17 protein-coding genes are annotated in these 20,778 nt (G+C 48.2%); 6 read left to right on the forward strand and 11 right to left on the reverse strand.

The annotated features are described in order from the left end of the window. The first annotated feature begins 91 nt into the window (after nucleotides 1-91). Both GA0116948_RS07645 and GA0116948_RS07650 read left to right on the forward strand, forming a co-directional pair. Nucleotides 92-3,220 carry a sensor histidine kinase gene (locus tag GA0116948_RS07645; protein WP_089710758.1) on the forward strand — a complete coding sequence of 1,043 codons (3,129 nt, stop codon included), beginning with the start codon at nucleotides 92-94 and terminating at the stop codon, nucleotides 3,218-3,220. Between the two features lie 83 nt (nucleotides 3,221-3,303). Continuing rightward, on the forward strand, nucleotides 3,304-3,936 hold the full coding sequence (locus tag GA0116948_RS07650) for a response regulator transcription factor (protein WP_240619160.1): 633 nt from the start codon (nucleotides 3,304-3,306) through the stop codon (nucleotides 3,934-3,936). A gap of 356 nt (nucleotides 3,937-4,292) precedes the next feature. Here GA0116948_RS07650 and GA0116948_RS21220 read toward each other — a convergent pair whose 3' ends face one another. Beyond that, the gene (locus GA0116948_RS21220; RefSeq protein ID WP_165798373.1) at nucleotides 4,293-4,442 is read right to left on the reverse strand and encodes a hypothetical protein; all 150 of its coding nucleotides are present in this window, start codon (nucleotides 4,440-4,442) and stop codon (nucleotides 4,293-4,295) included. Between the two features lie 386 nt (nucleotides 4,443-4,828). On the opposite strand from GA0116948_RS21220, the gene GA0116948_RS07655 reads away from it, so the two are divergent. From GA0116948_RS07655 to GA0116948_RS07670, 4 genes are all read left to right on the forward strand, one after another. After that, the gene (locus GA0116948_RS07655) at nucleotides 4,829-6,739 is read left to right on the forward strand and encodes a DNA topoisomerase IV subunit B (RefSeq protein ID WP_089710762.1); all 1,911 of its coding nucleotides are present in this window, start codon (nucleotides 4,829-4,831) and stop codon (nucleotides 6,737-6,739) included. A 118-nt stretch (nucleotides 6,740-6,857) separates the two neighbouring features. After that, on the forward strand, nucleotides 6,858-7,739 hold the full coding sequence (locus tag GA0116948_RS07660) for a DUF1835 domain-containing protein (protein WP_089710764.1): 882 nt from the start codon (nucleotides 6,858-6,860) through the stop codon (nucleotides 7,737-7,739). Continuing rightward, on the forward strand, nucleotides 7,736-8,125 hold the full coding sequence (locus GA0116948_RS07665; RefSeq protein WP_089710766.1) for a hypothetical protein: 390 nt from the start codon (nucleotides 7,736-7,738) through the stop codon (nucleotides 8,123-8,125). Before GA0116948_RS07660 ends, GA0116948_RS07665 begins: the two co-directional genes overlap by 4 nt. A gap of 76 nt (nucleotides 8,126-8,201) precedes the next feature. Beyond that, on the forward strand, nucleotides 8,202-10,736 hold the full coding sequence (locus GA0116948_RS07670; RefSeq protein ID WP_089710768.1) for a DNA gyrase/topoisomerase IV subunit A: 2,535 nt from the start codon (nucleotides 8,202-8,204) through the stop codon (nucleotides 10,734-10,736). A 108-nt stretch (nucleotides 10,737-10,844) separates the two neighbouring features. Here GA0116948_RS07670 and GA0116948_RS07675 read toward each other — a convergent pair whose 3' ends face one another. The 10 genes from GA0116948_RS07675 to GA0116948_RS07720 all read right to left on the reverse strand — a co-directional run bounded on the left by GA0116948_RS07675 (nucleotide 10,845) and on the right by GA0116948_RS07720 (nucleotide 20,546). Further along, nucleotides 10,845-11,846 (reverse strand): hypothetical protein, encoded by a 1,002-nt coding sequence (locus tag GA0116948_RS07675; protein ID WP_089710770.1) that lies wholly within the window; start codon nucleotides 11,844-11,846, stop codon nucleotides 10,845-10,847. A 40-nt stretch (nucleotides 11,847-11,886) separates the two neighbouring features. After that, on the reverse strand, nucleotides 11,887-12,435 hold the full coding sequence (locus GA0116948_RS07680) for a D-glycero-alpha-D-manno-heptose-1,7-bisphosphate 7-phosphatase (protein WP_089710772.1): 549 nt from the start codon (nucleotides 12,433-12,435) through the stop codon (nucleotides 11,887-11,889). Between the two features lie 459 nt (nucleotides 12,436-12,894). Continuing rightward, on the reverse strand, nucleotides 12,895-13,599 hold the full coding sequence (locus GA0116948_RS07685) for a nucleotidyltransferase family protein (RefSeq protein ID WP_170876074.1): 705 nt from the start codon (nucleotides 13,597-13,599) through the stop codon (nucleotides 12,895-12,897). Continuing rightward, nucleotides 13,599-14,180 carry a D-sedoheptulose-7-phosphate isomerase gene (locus GA0116948_RS07690; protein WP_089710774.1) on the reverse strand — a complete coding sequence of 194 codons (582 nt, stop codon included), beginning with the start codon at nucleotides 14,178-14,180 and terminating at the stop codon, nucleotides 13,599-13,601. The genes GA0116948_RS07685 and GA0116948_RS07690 overlap by 1 nt, the downstream gene beginning before the upstream one ends. 17 nt (nucleotides 14,181-14,197) lie before the next feature. Then, nucleotides 14,198-15,217 (reverse strand): GHMP family kinase ATP-binding protein, encoded by a 1,020-nt coding sequence (locus GA0116948_RS07695; protein WP_089710776.1) that lies wholly within the window; start codon nucleotides 15,215-15,217, stop codon nucleotides 14,198-14,200. Nucleotides 15,218-15,230: 13 nt separating this feature from the next. Continuing rightward, complete coding sequence (locus tag GA0116948_RS07700) at nucleotides 15,231-16,367, reverse strand: glycosyltransferase (protein WP_089710778.1); 1,137 nt, start codon at nucleotides 16,365-16,367, stop codon at nucleotides 15,231-15,233. Continuing rightward, nucleotides 16,367-17,305: a glycosyltransferase family 2 protein gene (locus GA0116948_RS07705; protein WP_089710780.1), complete on the reverse strand. Its 939-nt coding sequence runs from the start codon at nucleotides 17,303-17,305 to the stop codon at nucleotides 16,367-16,369. Before GA0116948_RS07705 ends, GA0116948_RS07700 begins: the two co-directional genes overlap by 1 nt. A 16-nt stretch (nucleotides 17,306-17,321) precedes the next feature. Further along, the gene (locus GA0116948_RS07710) at nucleotides 17,322-17,861 is read right to left on the reverse strand and encodes a DUF4199 domain-containing protein (protein ID WP_089710782.1); all 540 of its coding nucleotides are present in this window, start codon (nucleotides 17,859-17,861) and stop codon (nucleotides 17,322-17,324) included. 9 nt (nucleotides 17,862-17,870) lie between these two features. After that, nucleotides 17,871-19,130, reverse strand: coding sequence for a dihydroorotase (locus GA0116948_RS07715; RefSeq protein WP_089710784.1), 1,260 nt, complete (start codon nucleotides 19,128-19,130; stop codon nucleotides 17,871-17,873). 126 nt (nucleotides 19,131-19,256) lie between these two features. Beyond that, the gene (locus GA0116948_RS07720; protein ID WP_165798372.1) at nucleotides 19,257-20,546 is read right to left on the reverse strand and encodes a sensor histidine kinase; all 1,290 of its coding nucleotides are present in this window, start codon (nucleotides 20,544-20,546) and stop codon (nucleotides 19,257-19,259) included. Nucleotides 20,547-20,778: the final 232 nt, after the last annotated feature.

Below are 20,778 nucleotides of genomic sequence, written 5' to 3' on the forward strand. Positions count from 1 at the left end.
CGCTCAAAGTAAGAAAAATATAAAATGAGTTAAAAGGTTCGCCTAGAATTATATATTTGCAAGATAGCTTCACAGACACCTATTATATTACATGTCGTCAATTATACGGCTATTCGCCATCCTTCTCCTGAGTGTAGCAGGTTTTATGCCGACTTTGCATGCTCAAACCCAGGAGAAGAGCTACATTTTCGATGCATATGGGGTGAACGAGGGCCTATCCCAAAGTACCGTTTACAATATCATACAGGACGACCAGGGCTTCCTCTGGATTGCTACGCGCGATGGGATCAACCGTTTCGATGGGTATGATTTCAATGAATACCGTTATAATCCCAGTGTAGGCGACGAGTTGCGCCATGGCGCGGGCGACCTGGTACACCGGGCTGCAAATGGTGGCCGTGCCGTTATCAACCGGTTTGATCTCAAAGGATATAAGCAATACCTGTTTTTCAACAATAGCCGCCACCAGTTATTGGTATCCCATAACTGCGGCATTTCCCTGTACGACAAATACCGCAACTCTTTCCGGGAAGTATTTCATGATACCACTAATGTAAACGAAACGGAGCGCGATTTTCTCCGCAAGTTTGTGATACTGGGCGAAGACACCGCTACCAGGGAGTTATTTATATGGCGTCCTGCTTTGGGCCTCTATGTACTGAACGATTCCAGCTACTCGGTGAAAAAAATAGTGATGTATCCCCGTGGATTCACCCAGGATCATCTGCCTGAATCTGTCGTAAAAGACGGCACCACCATCTGGATGAACCGCCTCCGGGGAGAGTTGCTAGCTATGGATACCCGCAGTGCCAGGATACTTACCTATTGCGTGCCTACCATTGGGGATAACACCGTGATGCGCAGCCTGAACCGCGATTCGCTGCTGATTGTAAGCGAAGGGCATATCACCATTTTCAACAAACGCTTAAACCGGTATACCGACCTGGCCTACAATATTCACAACGTGTTTAATCAACCCTTCATTCCCCAGGTGTTGGAAATGGATCATGCTGGCAATGTGTGGATAGGCGGCAACGACGGTGTGCTGGTATACAACGTAGCGCAGCATGCTATTGTGCAGCACATTGTGACGTTTAACACCTTTGAGAACCGTTCCCTCAATAACGTAAATTACTTGTACCGCGATGCGGCAGACAACATGTGGGTAGGTACGGATGGAGACGGCATCAAGAAATATTCCCCGCATAGAAAAGTATTTAATCAATACCGTTCGCCTTACATTACCCACAACATGGTAAAGGCCATTTACAAACACGATGATGGCCGCCTGTTTGTAGGCATGATGTTCGACGGGTTGGATATTTATGCGCCAGACGGGCATTTTGTGGAGCGTATTTCCAACGAAACTTCGCCCGGCTTTTTCCCGGCAGACAATTTGAGTGCCATGTGCCGGGAGGATGAAAATCATATCTGGTTTCATTTCCAGCGCATGCATATTGGATTGTTCGAGGTGAATACAAAAAAATATGTAGACCTCACCAATAAGATAAACGAGCTAGGCCTGCCTGCGCAACACAGTGATTGGCCATTTGTGTTTAAGCGGCCCAATGGAGAGGTATATTTTAACGATGGTGAATACCTGCTGAAATTTACCGAGGAGGCAGGGGAGTATAAGGCTGCTATCGTGCACCAGTTTGTGCATGAAAGTCTGACCTGTTTTTTTGAGGACTATGAGGGTAATCAATATGCAGGTACTAAAGCATCGTTGTATGTAAAAGATGGCGCTTTGGGCAACTGGCGCACCATTCCGCTGCCTTCCGGTACTGTGGTGAAGTCTATCAATAAAAACGCGCACAAACAATTGCTGGTAGCGACAAACCGGGGTCTTTTTATCCTGGATCAGCAATACTTTATTCAGCAGCATTACAACAGCTTCGACAATCCTTCTTTGGTGAATGATTTTCTTTACGGTGTATTGCTAGACGACAAAGACCGTGTATGGGTAAGCCACAACAAAGGCCTGTCTGTGATCAATACCGTGACCAATGAAATTTATACCTACACCCATGTAGATGGGTTGCAGAGTAATGAATTTAATACCGGAGCTTATTTTAAATCTTTAGATGGTGAACTTTTCTTTGGTGGCATTCGTGGTGTCAATGGCTTCTATCCGAAGAATTTTAAGAACAATCCTTTTGTACCTAATGTAATCATCAAATCCCTTGAAGTGCTGGATCGGCCTTACGATTCAGACACGGCGGTGTCATTGCTCAAACACATTGAACTTCCTTACAACCAGAATACCATTGCTATCGAATATGTGCCATTGGAATTTACCAACCCGCTCAAAAATTCCATGCAGTACATGCTGGAAGGGGCAGACGACGACTGGGTGGAAGCTGGCACCTTTAAGATGGCGCGTTATACAAATTTGCGGCCCGGCAACTATGTTTTTAAGGTAAGAGCTTCCAACAATGACGATATCTGGAGTGGCACCTCCACCTCGCTGGAAATTGTGATCCGCGTGCCTTTCTGGCAAACGCTGTGGTTCCGTTTCCTGTTGTTATTATTACTATTGGGCATTGCATATTATTTTTCCACTTTATACCTCGATTATAAGATCCGTCATGAAAAGCTGAAGTTGGAAAAAGAGCAGGCGGTAGACCAGGAGCGCGCCCGCATTTCCAGCGATATGCACGACGATTTGGGTTCGGGGCTGAGTACCATCCGGTTGCTCAGCGAGATTGCCAAGCGAAAAATCCACGACCCATCGCAGACCAAGGAAATAGAACGTATTTCTGAGGCGGCGGGCGAGCTGGTAGACAAAATGGGTGAAATTATCTGGGCCATGAATTCCAGCAACGATTCGCTGGAGAACCTTATAGCTTATATGCGCAGTTTCGTGGCAGACTTCCTGGAACATGCGCACATTGAACATGCATTTTACATTCCCGAAAGCATTCCTGACATTAAACTGAGTGGTGGTACCCGTCGCAATATTTACCTGGCGGTAAAAGAATCGGTCAACAATGTGATGAAGCATGCGCAGGCTACGGAAGTAATCATTGAGCTAAAGATTGAAGACAGTAAAATGACCATCCTCATTCGGGATAATGGCAGGGGGTTTGATCCTGAAAAGGTGCGCCTCTTTGGCAACGGTCTCAAGAATATACAAAAGCGCATGCAAGCGGTCGGTGGTTATGCCGACATTTCTACCAATAAGGGTACTACTGTGCTGTTAGATATACCGCTAAATTAGACTACATTCGCTATAAGAATTTAGCCCAATTGAACCAATTAAATACAATGACTGTTTATTCAAAAAAGAAGTCCCAGGGATCCATGGATATTATATCAGTGGCCATTGTGGAAGATAACCATGATATTCGAACTGCCATGGAATTGCTAATAAACGGTTCAGAAGGGTATGCCTGTGTAGGCGCCTTCAACAATGGAGAGACCGCAGTAGAGCAAATTCCGGCCTTGCTGCCCAATGTGGTATTGATGGATTTCAACCTGCCGGGTGGCATGAATGGCATTGAATGCATTGCGAGACTGAAAGGAGAATTTCAGGACATGCAATTCATGATGCTCACCGTTTACGAAGATGATGAGAAAATCTTTCAAGCGCTGGAGGCCGGCGCCAGTGGATATATTTTGAAAAAAACCAGCCCCGGCGAACTCCTGGAGGCGATCATGGAAGTGCACCATGGCGGCTCGCCCATGAGCAGCCAGATAGCCCGCAGGGTAGTGGCATATTTTCAGAAACAAGCCAAACCAAATCCTGCCCTGGAAGCGCTGACCAGCCGTGAGAAAGAAATACTGGATCAGTTGTCCAAGGGTTTTCTTTACAAAGAGATCGCCAGCAATCTGTTTATCAGCATTGAAACGGTGAGAAGACATGTGCACAACATTTATGAGAAACTGCACGTAAGGAGCAGGACCGACGCGGTGAACAAATACTATAACCGGTAATCATTCCGGAAAAATAATACAGACGAAAAAGCGAGGTAATTGCCTCGCTTTTTTATTGGGGTAAAGTGTAAAAAAGAATGACACCGCACCGGGACGGGGTCATTCCTTTTCGTGTAGGAAAGGTGAAAATTCGGCGCCGGAAACCGGCCAAGAAGAAGGTGGACGCTAGTATTTACGTACAGGTGCTTTCCTGAGTTGCAACCTACGGAGATACTGATTTGCCAGGTGAACGCATAGAACCATGGCTGCAATGAGCAGGCAGGCCAGTTTAAACAACAGACCAAATTTCATAAGAATCGGATTTATATTAGGATATGGTTTACAAAAAGTAAAAAGGGAAATCATGCAGCAAACTCCTAGCGCAACATCTGCCAGGATTCGAATTTCTGCACTAATTTGACGAAGGTATGGTTAATGCGTTGCATAGACTGCTGTTCTCTCCGGATGAGGAGGAAAATAACGGTCAATGGTGCGGAAAACAACAGGAAGTATAACAATGATTGCATAGGATAAAGGTTTTATAGTTAGGTTAAGTTCGTTAAAATCAGTCAGGGATAGTGTTGAGTAAATATAGTAATTATTTTAAATAAAATAAATTTTATATAATTATTTTTTGAATAATTATGTAAAATGCCCCTGCTTCTTGGGTTTTCTTATACAAATTGGTGAATAATACAGCAGATTAGCGAAAAAGAATTAACATAGAGAATATTTATATATTATTTTAGGCAGGCGTAGCAGTTATACCGGTGAATAACTTAAACTTGGCAAATACCGGCAAACTATTATTTTTGCCAATAAGCGGGTTTTGCTAAAAGTTTTAGTAAGTTGCCGCTGCAAGAATGGAGTGTGCGGGTATTCCCATTCAATAGAAACTGGAATTTAAGTAGTTATGGCAAATACGGACAATAAAGACATGTTTGCATCGTATACTGAAGACTCCATCCGGTCGTTGGACTGGCGGGAGCATATCCGGCTGCGTCCGGGTATGTATATCGGTAAACTGGGAGATGGATCCAGCATGGACGATGGCATTTATATCCTGATTAAAGAGGTGGTAGACAACTGTATTGACGAGCACACGATGGGGTATGGTAAGCAGGTGGAAATTAAAGTGACGGAACACAATGTGACGGTGCGCGATTATGGCCGGGGCATACCCCTGGGCAAAGTCGTGGATGTAGTAAGTAAGATAAACACTGGTGCGAAGTACGACAGCAAAGCCTTCCAGAAATCGGTGGGGCTGAATGGGGTAGGTACCAAGGCGGTGAATGCCCTGTCTTCCTACTTTAAAGTACAATCTATCCGTGAAGGGCGTACCCGTATCGCGGAATTTGAGCGGGGCGTACTTTCTAAAGAGCATAAAGAGGTAGCTACTTCCGAGCCAAACGGTACAATGGTTACATTTGTGCCAGACGATACCGTGTTCAAGAACTACCGTTATATTCCGGAATACCTGGAAACCCAGATATGGAACTATTGCTATTTGAATGCGGGGTTAACCATTTTGTTTAACGGCACAAAATATATCTCTAAAAATGGCCTGCTGGACCTGCTGAAACGCCAGACTACCGAAGAGGAGTTGCGTTATCCCATTATTCATTTGCGGGGAGAAGATATTGAAGTGGCCATTACCCACGAAAATGCCTATGGTGAAGAATATTATTCCTTCGTAAACGGGCAGCATACCACCCAGGGCGGTACCCACCTGGCGGCTTTCCGGGAGGCTTATGTAAAAACCATCCGCGACTTTTACAAAAAAGACTACGACGCTACCGATATCCGCGCCAGCATTTGTGCAGCGGTGTCGGTGCGTGTGCAGGAGCCAGTGTTTGAATCGCAGACTAAGACCAAACTGGGTTCTATGACGGTATCAGAAGGGGGGCAGTCGATGAAGGCCTTCGTGCTGGACTTCCTTTCCAAACACCTGGATGATTACCTGCACCGCAATCCTTCTACGGCCGATGCATTGAAAAAACGCATAGAGCAAAGCGAGCGCGAACGCAAGGAACTGGCCGGTATTAAAAAACTAGCCAATGAGCGTGCAAAAAAAGCTAACCTGCATAACCGCAAACTGCGGGATTGCCGTTTTCATTTAAATGATGAACTGAGCGGCAAGGACAAGGATATACAGGAAATGAAACGCCGGGAAACTACCCTCTTTATTACTGAAGGCGATTCTGCAAGTGGCTCCATCACCAAATCGCGGAACGTGGAAAACCAGGCAGTGTTTAGCCTGCGTGGTAAGCCTTTGAACTGTTATGGGCTTACCAAGAAGATTGTGTATGAGAACGAAGAATTTAACCTGCTACAGCATGCCCTCAATATTGAAGAAGGCCTGGATGACCTGCGCTATAACAATATTGTAATTGCCACTGATGCCGATGTGGATGGTATGCATATTCGCCTGCTGCTGCTTACGTTTTTCCTGCAATTTTTCCCTGACCTGGTGAAAAACGGACATGTATTTATATTGGAAACACCGCTTTTCCGCGTGCGGAACAAGCAGCAAACCATTTACTGCTATGATGAAAGTGAAAAACAAGCAGCGGTGAAGAAGCTAGGAGGCAAGCCTGAGATCACCCGTTTTAAAGGATTGGGAGAGATTTCACCGGATGAATTTGGCCGTTTCATTGGCGCAGATATGAAGAAAGATCCGATCATTTTATCCAAGGACGTACATATCCAGAAACTGCTGGAATACTACATGGGCAAAAATACCCAGACCCGCCAAGAGTTTATCATTGGCAACCTGCGGTATGAAAAAGACCTGATCGATGAGGAAACCCCGGCAGAGGCATAGGGATTTGGTGAAGATTGTAAGGCCTTCTTTTCCTGTCAGGGAATACAAAGGCAGGAAGTTTTTTTTATTTAAATTCCATCAAAGACCGGTTGGTTTTGATGTTTTGTAATTGACATACATGCATATAGTATTTGGAGCATCTTCGGTAACGGCTTTATCTGCGGCTTTTGAGCTGGATAATAGTCTTCAGTCGGAAATCCTGTGTTTTGAGGACGACTTGTCTGTAGGGCCGCTGTTCATTCTGGATACCCGGGATGGCCAGCAGGCCCGCCAGCAGTGGTGGGATCAAGTAAACGATGTAACTCCACCGCCTGTACCCGTGGAGCATCCCAATTTATCGCCGGTACCGGCGGGCCTTACGCCCCTGGCAGACCTGCCACAGGATGTACTGCTGTTCAAGGAGCTAAAAGCCTTACTTAAGGCCGATCCGGAACTGCAATTGTTTATCTGGGCAGGGCAGAATGCCCGGGATGTTAGCGGTTATTTTTGGCTGGTGAACCAGTTGTACGACTTTGCTGGCCGCGTACAGATCATTTATCTGAACAACCTTCCTTTCCTGAATGAAAAGGGCAACTTATTTTATCCTACCCACCTGAGCCAGATACTGCCCAAGGAGTTTGTGAAGGCCAAAAAGCTGGCCCGTCCTGTATCGCTGGCGGAATTTGAACTGGATGGCGACGAATGGAAAAGGCTGATGAATGAAAATGCCGGCGTACGCCTGTTGGAAGGCGGCAAAAAACTGAAAGGCGAAACCGTTTCCTTCTACGACAAAGACCTGGTGGCGATCGTGGGTAAGGAGTCTATGAAAGCCAATAAAGTGGTGAGCCAGTTGATCAGCAAGCTGAAATACCCGGTGGCAGAGGCTTTCCTGGTATGGCGCTTAAAAGAGTTGGTGAAACAGGGTATCCTGGAAAGTAAAGGGGAGTTTAAATCCCTCAAAGATTTTGAAGTGCAGGTGCCGGGGGCAGTAACCTCCGCGCCGGAAAATGCTGAAGTATGATCAAAGTAACTGCCTTACACCTCACTGGCAAAGACGACCGGGGCGAAAATTATACCTTGGAAAGCTTTCGTACAGGTGAGTTTATCCTGTGTTACCGCAAGGCTGGCAGCAGCAGCGGGCAGCACTATCATACAGGCAAAAGCGCCCACAAAGATCCGGAAATACTATTTCTACTGAGCGGGAAAGCGGAATTGCACTGGTGTACACTGGATAATCGCGCTCACCTGGAAGTGCTTACGATCGAGGCCCCTGCCAGGGTGGAAGTGCCAAAGCTATTGTGGCATCAGTTAATTGCCGTAACGGATTGCAGTTTCCTGGAGTTGAACAGCCTGGCAGATGTACAGGCAGACTCGGTGAGGATTTGGAAAACGGACTTGTTGAAATAGGCGACACTATGCGCTTTAGTGACACCATCACCCTGGCTGCATATATTCATTGTAAACGTAAAGATGCAACATACTCATGAGCGAATTAGAAAATGGAACGGCCTCCGATGAATCATTGCAAGGCGTCATACATGTTGGCGGTATGTACGAAAACTGGTTCCTGGATTATGCCTCCTACGTAATCCTGGAACGGGCGGTACCGGCGGTGGAAGACGGGCTAAAACCGGTACAGCGCCGTATTATGCATGCCATGAAAGAAATGGATGATGGCCGCTTTAATAAAGTAGCCAACATCATTGGGCAAACCATGCAATACCATCCGCATGGCGATGCTTCTATCAGCGACGCGATCGTGAATATGGGTCAAAAGGACTTGCTGATAGAAACCCAGGGTAACTGGGGTGATGTGCGTACCGGCGACGATGCTGCGGCAGCCCGTTACATCGAGGCCCGCCTCTCTAAGTTTGCACTGGAGGTTTTGTTCAACGCAAAGACCACCGTATGGCAGTTAAGTTATGACGGCCGTAAAAACGAGCCACTGGCGCTGCCTGCTAAATTTCCGCTGCTGCTGGCACAGGGCGCAGAAGGTATTGCGGTGGGACTTTCTACCAAAATATTACCCCACAACTTTTGTGAGCTGATCGATGCTTCTATCAAATACCTGCGGGGCAAAAAATTTGAACTATACCCCGACTTCATGACTGGCGGTATGCTGGATGCCGGCAACTACAACGACGGCAAGCGGGGAGGCAAAGTAAGGGTGCGCGCTCACATTGAAGAAAAAGATAAAAAGACCCTGCTCATTAAAGACGTGCCTTACGGGATCACCACTACCCAATTGATGGAGAGCATTGTAAAGGCCAATGACAACGGGAAAATAAAAATAAAAAAGGTGGTAGACAATACTGCTGCCGAGGTAGAGATAGAGGTGCACCTGGCCCCTGGCATTTCGCCAGACATTACCATCGATGCACTGTATGCCTTTACCGATTGTGAAATTTCCATTTCGCCCAATGCCTGCGTGATCATAGAAGACAAACCCCGCTTTGTAACGGCTTCCGACCTGTTGCGGCAATCGACTGATCTGACCAAGTTATTGTTGCAGGAAGAATTGAAGATTAAGCTGGCAGAACTGGAAAACAAATGGCATTATACCTCCCTGGAAAAGATCTTCTTTGAAAAGCAGATATACAAAGAACTGGAGCAGAAACACAAAGACTGGGAAACTGTGCTACAGGCCATCGATAAAGCATTTGGGCCTTACAAGAAATTGTTGAAACGACCCATTGAGCGGGAAGATATTGTGAAGCTCACTGAAAAGCCCGTGCGGCGCATTTACCGTCTCGACATCAATGAACTGAACGAACAGATCAAGGCTATAGAAGCAGATATTAAGCAAGTGAAATTTGACCTGGCCAACCTGACCGATTTTGCGGTGACTTATTATGAAAACCTGCTGAAGAAATATGGCAAGGGTCGCGAGCGCAAAACGGAGCTTAAGACCTTCGATACCATCCAGGTGCAGCAGGTGGCTATGGCTAATACTAAGATTTATGTGAACCGCGCCGAAGGTTTTATTGGCACCTCGCTCAAGAAAGATGAATTTGTAGCAGATTGTTCCGACCTGGATAATATCATCGTGTTTCTACGTAATGGCAAGATGCTCATCACCAAAGTGGCCGAAAAAACCTTCGTAGGCAAGGACATAATTCACATAGCCGTGTTCCGCAAAAATGATGAACGCACCACCTACAACATGATTTATGTAGATGGCATCAGCGGTGTTACGTATGCCAAACGCTTCAACGTAACAGGCATTACCCGTGACAAGGAATACGAACTGGCTGGTAAGGGGGATAAACATACCAAGGTGTATTATTTTTCCGCCAATCCCAACGGGGAAGCGGAAGTGGTGACCGTAAAACTCAGTCCCAATAGCCCTGCCCGTAAAAAGGAATTTGATTTCTATTTTGAAACGCTGGATATCAAAGGCCGTAATTCTATGGGTAACCAGCTCACGAAATATGCCGTGAAAGGGGTGAAGTTCAAGGAAGCCGGCGTATCTACCCTGGCGGGCATGAAAATTTGGTATGACGATGCTACGGGCCGCCTGAACATTGAAGAACGCGGGGTATACATTGGAAGTTTTGAAGGGGAAGATAAAATTCTGGTCATTAATAAAAACGGTACTTACGAGCTTACCAATTATGAGCTTACTAACCGGTATGAAACGGCCATGGTGATGTATATTGAAAAATTTAACCCAGAGAAAATTGTTTCAGCCATTTATTACGATGCTGATAAAAAACAATACAACGCCAAACGTTTTAAAATTGAAACGCAGACGCTGCATAATAAATTCCAATTTATCAAGGAAGGTACTGGCAACTACCTGGAGCTGGTGACCACCGTAGAATCGCCCTTGTTGTTATTGAAAACCGGTAAGAAACGTAATCCGGAAGAAGAACAATTTGAGTTGAATGAATTTGTGGAAGTAACGGGCTGGAAGACGGTAGGGACACGCATTGCCGGCGATGACTTTGTAAGTATAGAACTGCTGAACGAAGAAGAAGACCCGGACGATGGTGCGGTGCAAGGAGAATTATTTTAATCCATGACCTCGCGCCTGGTAGCGCCCTCCGCAGCTTTCGCAGCGGAGGGCTTTTTATTGCAAGGATCTGAGCCGGGGTTTATCACCCAATAAAGGGTATAGAAAGTATTATTGTTTTTTTCCGGGTTTCTTTTTGGTAGCGGGCTGCTGGGCGGCTGCTTCGGCGGCTTTTTGGGCCTGTACCTCTTCTTCAGACTGGATGTGGGTATTGTCTTTGCTTTTCATATCCAGCGGAACAGGGATGGGTGGTTTTCCATTGGGCAGGGCGTCGTGGAAAATCTTATCAATATGTACCCATTTGCCACCTTTCCATTTAAACGCCTCATAGTCCATGTCGGGTACATAGGTGAATTTCTTGGAAGGCTCATTGATTTCCGAAATGAGGTGGTCGAACACAATTTCATCCATGTCGGCACTAAAGTTTAGCATAACGGCTGCTTCCTTTTTGTATTCCAGGAAAAAACGGTTTTGGGTGGGGCGCTTTACCGTATCTTCTTCAAAGCTGAAATAGGGACCGCCAAAAACGGGCTGACCGTTTTTGAAGGTCAGCATTTCCAGTAGTTTTTTTTGGCTGCGGGGATTGTTACCATCCCATCCCAGTAGGGTATAATATTCTTGGTTAAAAAAGTGGGTTTGTACGATGTTATAATAGAGGCATCCATACCAGGCCTTGTTACTGGTAATGGTGTCCCTGTTTACGATAGCGTCGCTACTGTCTATGAGGGCAAAGAGTTTCAGGCTACCATCGGGCGTATTTAACTGGATGGCGCCGTGGTGTTGAAAAAAGCCGTTGTCTGTTTCCTGTAGCCAGGTGAAAATGCGGAAGGTGCTGTCTTTTGGATATTTAATGGAAATAGTTTGCAGGGAATCGAAAGGGAAATAAAAGGAGTTGTTGGTTTTAAGTGCGCGCACCAGTTTGGGAATAAAAGCTTCTAGGGCATTTTGTTTGATATTGTCATTTAAACCGTGCAGCATTTGGTCGGCTACTTTTTGCAGGGTGTCTTGCGAACGGCGCAGGGCTTTTTCGTCCTGGGGCAATAGCTTTTGGGCATGCAATGCTTGCAGGCTTAAACAGAGCAACAGGAGCAGGGAGCTGAATTTTTTTGTCATGCAGGAAAGTATTGGTGATTATACGTGGCAATTACGTGATTTATTGTATGGCTTTGGCAAAGTGCAACAAACTATCGTACCGTGCATCCTGCAAGGGATGCGGAAAGAGTAGGTGTGGCTGGGTAGAGGGAATGAAGACGGTGTACATGCCGAGTTGCTTTCCAAACTGCATGTCGCTCCCGGTATTGCCCACCATGATACTGCGGGAGAAATTAATCTCCGGAAAATCATGTTGCGCCTGCAAAGCCATGCCGGGCTGCGGTTTGCGGCAGGGGCTGTGGGCATCCAGGTCGGGGCAATGGTAAATACGGTCTATGCGCCCGCCCGATGGAAGGATAGCTTGCTGCATACGTTGGTGAATGTCCTGTAAGCCTTCCGTGGTAAGCAACCCTTTGCCGATGCAACGCTGGTTGGTGACGACCACTATGCGGGTAAACCGGCGCGCCAGCATACCCAGTGCTTGAGGTGCGCCTTCGGTGAAATGGAACATATTCCAGTGCAGGACATAGCCATGGTGGATCTCTTCATTGATGACGCCATCGCGATCCAGGAACAGTGTCCAGGTGTTATCGATAACAGGTAGTTGCATAGTTCTTTTTTTTCGTTTAAGGGTGCTTTTGGGCTATTCCGGCATTCGCCTGGAGGGGGGCCGCTGCCATGGGGGCCATTTTTTGCTGGTGCAAAAAATGCAAATGAGCGTAAGCGAATTCATGAAACCCCGTAAAAATGCCTGGATAAAATGCAACTGGTGGCTGCGGGAAATGGCTGAAATTTACAGCGTTTCGCTACGGTAAACAAGCTATTTAGCGTTGGATTTTTCTTTTGCGATTGTGCGCGCTGGCTCTTGTATTTCCCTAGGCCCGTTTGCCACTTTATGCTCCACTACGTAAATTTCTGAATGCCATTTTCCTAAGGCCGCAAAATCTTTGCATAACTATGGCTTCCATCTTTTTGTCCGCAAAGTTCTGCATCCTTCTTTTCTAAGGCTGCAAAATCTTCGTATATCCTCCGCTTTCATCTTCCTACATTCATAGATTCCCTTCCATGACTATGGGAACATTTTAACCAGGTCATGGGCCGCTTGGGTGAAGTCTTCGGGTATGCCAATGTCTATAAAATAAGTAGGGCTGATGAAGCCATGAAGTTCGCCGGCGGCGGATTGTGGCGTTAGTACTTGTGTTTCGAAGGAGAAGGCGGTGGGCAGGGAAAGGCTTTTCAGGTAATGCTGGCTGGTAAGGTATACGCCGCCATTGATGAGGCCTTTTTCCTGGTATTGTTTTTCGCGGAAGGCGGTGATGCGGCCTGTGGTGTCCAGTACAATGCTGCCGTAACGCTCAAACTTTTCCATGGGTTTCAGCGCCAGGGTAAGCTGGCTGTTGTGCGCCTGTGCAAAGGCCAGCATGGCCGGTAGTGGTACATCGAAAAAGGTGTCGCCGTTGAAGATGGCAAAGGTATCTTCTTCCAGGTAAGGCATGGCATGGAGGATGGCACCACCGGTACCCAGTGGCTCCTGCTCTACGGCAAAGGATACATGCAGGGGCAGGGGCGTGTTTTCACACCATTGAATGACTTGTTCAGCAAGGTAACCGAGGGATAACACGGCATGGGTGATACCCTGGGTATGCAGGTACTGAAAAAGGTAATACAGGAAAGGCTGGCCGCCCATGGGGGCGAGGCATTTCGGCTTGTTGGCCACCACGCTGCGTAAGCGGGTGCCCAGGCCACCTGCCAGTATGATACATGCGCGCACCATTATTCGAACAGGTTGTTTTCTACGATTTCGCAAATAATATGGCCTACAGTAATATGGGCCTCCTGGATGCGGGGCGTGTCTGTAGAGGGCATATTAAGCAGGTAGTCGCAGGTGCTTTTCATTTTGCCACCACTCAGGCCCGTCATGGCCACCACGATCATTTTTTTGTCTTTGGCTGCTTTCATGGCCTGCAGGATATTTTCAGAATTGCCGGAGGTAGAAATGGCTACCAGCACATCGTTTTGCTTGCCCATTGCTTTAACGGCGCGGGCATATATATGATCAAACCCGTAGTCATTGGCCACGGCGGTGAGGTAGGAAGTATTACAATGCAGGGCCTCTGCATAGAGGGGCGTGCGGTCTTTATAAAAACGCCCTGAAAATTCTGCGGCCAGGTGTTGTGCATCGGAGGCGGAACCGCCGTTGCCACAAAACAACAGCTTGTGGCCGGTTTCCAGGCTTTTGGTGATGATCTGCGCCACCAGGGAGATCGTTTGCAGCAGGTGTTCGTCCTTAATGATGGCTTCTTTTACATGGATGCTTTCCCGGAAGGTGAGCTGAATTTTTTCGAACTGGGTCATAAGTGTGGTGTAGTGCGTTACAGGCTCCAGGTATGCAGCCCATGGTGCGTGAAATGATATCTTTTCAAATGACCGCCATGTGCTTTTAAGGTGTTGGCTACTTTAAAACGGGTATTGCCCGGGCAATAGAAAATCATAAAGCCGCCGCCGCCTGCACCGGAAATTTTTCCGCCGGAAGCCCCCGCCTGGCGGGCGGCTTCATACAGGTTGTCCAGTTGCTGGTTGGAGATTCCTTTGGCCATTTGCTTTTTATGTTGAAACCCATAATCTAAAATCTCGCCAATTTTGTGAATTTCCCCTCGCAGCAAGGCTTCTTTCATCATTACGGCTTGTTCTTTCAGGTGGTGCATGGCATCTATGGAGGCGTCTTTTTTCTCGCTCACATTTTTTTGCTGCTCACTGATAATACTGCTACTTAAGCGGCTGGTGGAGGTGTAATACAGCAGGAGGTTGTTTTCCAGCTCATACAAATATTTGTCCTTGATGCGCAAAGGGTTTACGATGACGCGGTTATCGTAAAATTCCATAAAATTAACGCCCCCGAAGGTGGCGGCGTATTGGTCTTGTTTGCCACCTGCTTGTTGTAAGTCTTCCCGTTCTATGCCATAGGCGAGCTGGGCAATATCGTATTCTCCCAGGGGCAGTTTTAGCCATTCCACGAAAGCGCCCAGCACGGCTACTACCAGGGTAGAGGAGGTGCCCAGGCCAGATCCGGCGGGGGCGTCCACAAAGGTGGTGAGCCGGAAGCTGAGGGGTTGCTGGCAGTATTCTTTCATCACCCGGTTGGCTACACCCTTCAGAATATCCAACTGGCCGTCTATGGGCAGTTGCATAGATGCCGGGTAGGTCAGTTGTTCGCCCCGGTCTTCAGCATCGAAGATCACTTGCCCGTTATCCAGCGGTTCTATCGCGGCGCGGGCATATAAAGAAATGGTGGCGTTAAGAATGGCGCCGCCATAAAGATCGGAATAAGGACTTACGTCCGTGCCACCCCCGGCCAGGCCGATGCGTAGCGGCGCTTTGCTTCTGTAGATCACCGTATAACAAAGTTTAAAGGGATGCTAAGGTATGGATTTCCGTGGCAATGCGGCTCCAGGAATACTGGAGTTTGGCAGCCCTTACGGCGGCTGTCATAGGGGCTTCCTGTGCTTCGTTGTAATATTTTACAATAGCAGTGGCAATGTCTGCTGGTACCGGCTCGGTTTGATAGCCTACCACGCCGTGGGGTACCATTTCGGTGAGTCCACCTACGCTGGTTACCACCATGGGCTTCTCAAAATGATAAGCAATTTGTGAAATACCGCTTTGGGTAGCGCTTTTATAGGGTTGTACTACCAGGTCGGCGGCGCAGAAATAGTCTTTTACCGCGTCGTTGGGAATAAAATCGGTGTGCAGCAGCACCCGGTCTCCCAGGTTTAGTTGTTCCATCAGTGCTTGGTAGGGCGCGGCGTCTTCGTAGAATTCGCCGGCTACTATGCATTTAATGTTGGCGGCAATGATGCGGGGGTCGGCCATGGCTTGCAGCAGCAGGTCCAGGCCCTTGTATTTGCGGATGAAGCCAAAGAACAGGATATAACGTTGGTCGGGGTCCAAGTGCAGGTGTTTGCGGGCTTCTGCCTTGGGGATGATGGGGCCGTAATTGTCATAGATGGGGTGGGGTACGAGGCTGGCGGGTTTGGCAGGTTCAAACAGCCGCAGGTCGTCCAGCACCTTCTGACTCATGGCAATGAAGGCGTCTACCGGTTTCAGGAAATATTTGGAAAAGGCCACGTCTCCGGGGCGTTTTTCGTGGGGGATCATATTGTCCAGAATGGAAATCACCTTCGTATGGCGGGCGTTTTTCTTACCGATGCGCAGGATAGTACCCAGGGCAGGACCCATGAAGGGCAGCCAGAATTTCACAATCACCAGGTCTGGAGCAAATTGCTTCATCATGCGACCTATGCGCAGCCAGTTCAGTGGGTTCACGGCGTTCACCAGGCGGCGAATGTGGAGGTCGGTGGGCGCAGGGTCGGTGGCATACTGGCTTTGGCCGGGGAAAAGAAATTGGGGATACTGGAGGGTGAAGGTCCATATTTCCACTTCGGCCTGCAGCTGCAGCTCCCGGGCCAGGCGCTCGTTGTAAGCGGCAATGCCTCCCCGGTAGGGGAAGGCAGTGCCGAGTATAATTATTTTTTGTGTTGCCATTAGCCGATTTGTTCTTCTATCAGGTAATTATTCCGTTCGGGCGCGTTGCGCGTTACCAGCTCACCGATAAAGCCAGTGAGGAATAGCTGGGAGCCGATGATCATGGCCAGGAGGGCCAGGAAGAAAATGGGGCGCTCGGTCATTTTATACTGGTCGAACGCCAGCTTGGCGAAGGCCAGGTAGCCGGCAATCACAAAGCCGATAAAGAAAAACAGGAAGCCCAGTGCGCCAAAAAAATGCATGGGGCGCTTCCCAAACTTACCGATAAACATGATGGAGGCCAGGTCCAGGAAGCCGTTGATAAAGCGTTCCAGCCCAAACTTACTCACGCCATATTTGCGGGCGCGGTGTTCCACCACTTTTTCGCCGATCCGGCGAAAGCCGCTCCACTTAGCCAGTACGGGAATGTAGCGATGCATTTCGCCATACACTTCTATACATTTTACCACCTTGCGGTTATAAGATTTGAGGCCGCAGTTCATGTCGTGCAGTTTAATGCCGCTCATGCGGGTGGTGGCGTAATTATATAATTTGGAAGGCAGGTTTTTGGTAACGGCATTATCATACCGTTTCTTTTTCCAGCCGCTCACAAGGTCGTATTTATCTGTTATGATCATACGGTATAGTTCCGGTATTTCGTCCGGACTGTCTTGCAGGTCGGCGTCCATCGTGATGATCACATCGCCCTGTGCCTGGCGGAAGCCTTCGTTGAGGGCGGCAGATTTGCCGTAGTTGCGTTGAAACTTAATGCCTTTGATATGGTGGTTGGCGTCAGATAGTTCGCGGATCACTTCCCAGGAGCGGTCGGTGCTGCCGTCGTCTATCATCCAGATGTCGTAGGAAAAATTGTTGTCCTGCATCACGCGCGCAATCCAGGCTGCCAGCTCTGGCAGTGATTCTTCTTCGTTTTTTAACGGAACGATCACGGATATGTCCATACTAAAGTTGATATGGTTAAATGTTTGATGTCACCGGTGCTTTCCGGCGAATGATCAGGGACACAATGCATGCCAATACAAAATAACGGATAATGTATTGCACCAATTTATAGAAAAATACGCCGATTGTCATGTGATAATCGGTGGCTTCCAAATTTTTAACCGCATCGGCAATCTCGTTGGGTTTAGACTGGAAGGTGGTCATCATTTTGCGAATCACCTGCACGTTGAAGGTGCGTTCTTTATCGGCCGCCGTGATGTCTATAAAGTTATAATAAACGTACTGGTACACGCAAAACAGGGTGATGCTGATGACGCAAACCAGAAAAGTTTGCTTCAGCACCGGGCGAAACGCAATGAAGCCGCCGAAGTGGCGGCGTTGTATGATCCCGGCTACCACTGCCCCTATGAGTATAATGAAGAAAGCCGTTAGTGTGTAGGCCAGGCCAAACTGCTGGTTACTGCCGGCCATAAAAAAGGCCAGGTGGGTAGCGATGAGCAGGGCACCTGACAGGAGTCCCCACTTTAGCCCTGGATTTTGCGTGTTGTCTTCCATGGATACAATTTAAAAGTTGGATAGGCTGCCATTGATCACGCCCAGGACTTTGCCTTTCAGCACGGTGCCAAGATACGCGGAATTTTTAGACCTGGAGGCAATGTCTTGTTCGGTAAAGGTCCACTCGGTTTCCGGATCAAATACCGTAAGATTAGCTATTGCGCCGGTTTCTAGCCGGGGAGCCTCCAGTCCGAAGAGCTGGCGGGGCTGGGTTGCAAGCATGGCTACCAGTTGCTCCAGGGGGAGTGCTGGCAGGTGTTTTCGCAGCACACCGAAGGCGCTTTCCAGGCCTATCATGCCATTTTTGGCGTATTCAAATTCCACCTCTTTGGCGTCCCAGTCCTGTGGCAGATGATGGGTAGCAAAGCAGTCGATCAGGCCGGCCTGCACGGCTTCGCGCAGGGCGTCCACATCGTCCTGGGTGCGCAGGGGAGGATTTACTTTAAGGTTAGTATTGTATTCCCAGAGGGCGCCATCGGTAAGGCTTAGGTGGTAGGGCGTTACCGAGCAGGTTACCTGTATGCCGTCGGCCTTGGCAGCGGCTACCAGCTCCACAGACTTGCGGGTGCTGATGCCGGTGAGGTGCAGGCGGGAGCCTGTATATTTTGCCAGGTCAATGTCGCGCTGTACCATAAGTTCTTCGGCAATAGCGGGTTTGCCAGGCATGCCCAGCCGGGTGCTGAAAATGCCTTCGTGCATGAGGCCGTGGGCCGAGATGTTTTTATCGTCGGGCAGTTGTATTACGATGCCATTGAAAGCTTTTACGTATTGGAGGGCTTTGAGCAGGATACCAGAAGACTGAATAGGTTTCAGGCCATCGGAGAAGGCGATGGCACCTGCGTGCTGCATTTCGTACATTTCTGCCAGCGCAGTGCCTTCCAGATTTTTGGACACTGCGCCTATGGGCAATACTTGTACAGCGCTGCCCCGGCTCCTGCTGTGTATATATTCTATCTGAGGCTTGGTGTACAGCGCGGGCTGGGTATTAGGCACAATCATCACCGTAGTGAAGCCACCCTTTGCCGCCGCACGCATGCCGCTTTGCAGGTCTTCCTTATGCTCTTCGCCCGGGTCGCTGAAGTGGGCAAATACATCGACCCATCCAGGTGATACATGCAGGCCAGCACCTGCTATCACGCGGGCGTTAGGTGCCGAAAGACCCTGACCTATGGCGGCAATTGTACCCTGATCAATTAAAATATCTTGCTGAAGCCCGTGCAGAGAAGATGCGGGCCATATGATGGTGGCTTGTTTGACTAAAATTTGCATGCTAGATTTCAAATCGGGGCAAATGTAAATAATAATCAGCGAAACCGCTTTTGCAAGAGGGAGTTTTTAGGACGGGTCGGGAATTTAACAAAGTATTTGCTGGTACATATGCGGGTTGCTGCCTGTTCATGGGTGGGTGCTGGGGAAACTTACATGCACCCGGGTATAGGCGTTGCTTTCGCTTTCCAGCCATATGGAACCCTGTAGCTGCCCCACCAGCTTACGGGCCACATAAAGGCCCAGCCCATGGCCGGTGGAGGCGGCGTTTCCGCGAAAGTACATGTCAAATACCCTTTCGTGCAGGGCTGCTGGAATGCCCTGCCCATTGTCTTGCAGGGTGATAAGACATTGCCCTTCCAGGTTCAGAATTTTCAAGCTAATAACGGGTTGCCCACGGGAATATAACAAGGCATTTTCCAACAGGTATTCCAGGATGTTGCTGATCATGCGGGCATTGGAATATAAGGGCAGGATGCTTTGATCGTGCAGGGATATGCGGGCGTTTTGCGCTGTGATGGCTGCATCGAAACGATGCAGCAAGGCGGTGAAAATTTTATGAAAGTCTATTGTTTCAAATTTAGTCTGGCTGGCATCGTTGCTGAGGGAGTTTAATTTTACCAGCATGCGATCCAGGTTATGCACAGCCGCACGGTTGCCGGCAAACATTTCTAATACGTGCGGGTCGGTGAATAACATTTCTGCCAGGTTAGCATGTGCCAGGATGTTCATGAGCGGTGCCCTGAATTCGTGCGCAGTGTGATAAAACAAGCTGCGTAATTCCTCATTGCTACTGACCAGTTTTTCCGTAGCTACCCGGATGCTCATTTCCAGGCTTTGATTGAGCCGCGTGATTTCGGCTCGCTGTTGTTCCAGCCTGGATTGCAGATCATCTATATGAGCCTGTAGCAAAAGCTGAGAAAGCTTGCAGTATAAAGATTGGCCAATGAGGCGAAGGAAATTTTCATCTGCGGCGGGCGTGTGTTGGGGATGGGTCGATGCTGCTGCCACCACGAGGTACATATTTGGTGTGTGCAGCAGCGGCAGAGCGTACACATGCTGTATGCGCGTGTGTGAAAAATGTGCGCTGTGTAAAAGCGGGTGCCGTAGCAATGCCTGGCCGGAAAGGTGAAGGGGTAGCCCTGTGGCAGCCACACCGGCTTCAAACGTGCCGGCCCTTACGGCCGCTTCGGCCTTCACATAGGAACTACTGCTCTTGGTTATTTTAAAATGTAGCACCGTGTTTCCGTATTTCACATAAAAAGTAAGTACAAAAAAATCTACTATCCTTTTCAGGTGGATACTTAACACCTTTCTTACGCCTGGTATATCGTTGCAGTTGCTTAAGCTGGTGGCGAAACTTAAAAAAGCTTCGTAACGCAGTTGCTGGTGATGGAGTTGTATCGCTTCCTTATGCATTACCTTACCTCCATCCATTCATGAACGATCTGCATAACCTTGTCATAGTTGACGAGGTGAAAATGATGGCCCATAGGGGGACGATTTTAAAGGGTAAATTTTATAGGAGCGCGTAGGTTAAAGTCCATATATACGCTAATTTGCTGTTGTAAGGTTTTGTTTCCGCTGCAATTTTTTAACCTGATGATGGATATCATTGTTTTTTTACAAATGGGGCGGGACGTATTTTCCG

The organism is Chitinophaga costaii, assembly GCF_900094705.1.
GTDB classification, from domain to species: domain Bacteria; phylum Bacteroidota; class Bacteroidia; order Chitinophagales; family Chitinophagaceae; genus Chitinophaga; species Chitinophaga costaii.

Excerpts from the sequence above, each read along its gene's own strand:
- GA0116948_RS07645 (WP_089710758.1), top strand. The coding sequence starts at position 92 with ATGTCGTCAATTATACGGCTATTCGCCATCCTTCTCCTGAGTGTAGCA.
- GA0116948_RS07650 (WP_240619160.1), top strand. The coding sequence starts at position 3,304 with ATGGATATTATATCAGTGGCCATTGTGGAAGATAACCATGATATTCGA.
- GA0116948_RS21220 (WP_165798373.1), bottom strand. The coding sequence starts at position 4,442 with ATGCAATCATTGTTATACTTCCTGTTGTTTTCCGCACCATTGACCGTT.
- GA0116948_RS07655 (WP_089710762.1), top strand. The coding sequence starts at position 4,829 with ATGGCAAATACGGACAATAAAGACATGTTTGCATCGTATACTGAAGAC.
- GA0116948_RS07660 (WP_089710764.1), top strand. The coding sequence starts at position 6,858 with ATGCATATAGTATTTGGAGCATCTTCGGTAACGGCTTTATCTGCGGCT.
- GA0116948_RS07665 (WP_089710766.1), top strand. The coding sequence starts at position 7,736 with ATGATCAAAGTAACTGCCTTACACCTCACTGGCAAAGACGACCGGGGC.
- GA0116948_RS07670 (WP_089710768.1), top strand. The coding sequence starts at position 8,202 with ATGAGCGAATTAGAAAATGGAACGGCCTCCGATGAATCATTGCAAGGC.
- GA0116948_RS07675 (WP_089710770.1), bottom strand. The coding sequence starts at position 11,846 with ATGACAAAAAAATTCAGCTCCCTGCTCCTGTTGCTCTGTTTAAGCCTG.
- GA0116948_RS07680 (WP_089710772.1), bottom strand. The coding sequence starts at position 12,435 with ATGCAACTACCTGTTATCGATAACACCTGGACACTGTTCCTGGATCGC.
- GA0116948_RS07685 (WP_170876074.1), bottom strand. The coding sequence starts at position 13,599 with ATGGTGCGCGCATGTATCATACTGGCAGGTGGCCTGGGCACCCGCTTA.
- GA0116948_RS07690 (WP_089710774.1), bottom strand. The coding sequence starts at position 14,180 with ATGACCCAGTTCGAAAAAATTCAGCTCACCTTCCGGGAAAGCATCCAT.
- GA0116948_RS07700 (WP_089710778.1), bottom strand. The coding sequence starts at position 16,367 with ATGGCAACACAAAAAATAATTATACTCGGCACTGCCTTCCCCTACCGG.
- GA0116948_RS07705 (WP_089710780.1), bottom strand. The coding sequence starts at position 17,305 with ATGGACATATCCGTGATCGTTCCGTTAAAAAACGAAGAAGAATCACTG.
- GA0116948_RS07710 (WP_089710782.1), bottom strand. The coding sequence starts at position 17,861 with ATGGAAGACAACACGCAAAATCCAGGGCTAAAGTGGGGACTCCTGTCA.
- GA0116948_RS07715 (WP_089710784.1), bottom strand. The coding sequence starts at position 19,130 with ATGCAAATTTTAGTCAAACAAGCCACCATCATATGGCCCGCATCTTCT.
- GA0116948_RS07720 (WP_165798372.1), bottom strand. The coding sequence starts at position 20,546 with ATGCATAAGGAAGCGATACAACTCCATCACCAGCAACTGCGTTACGAA.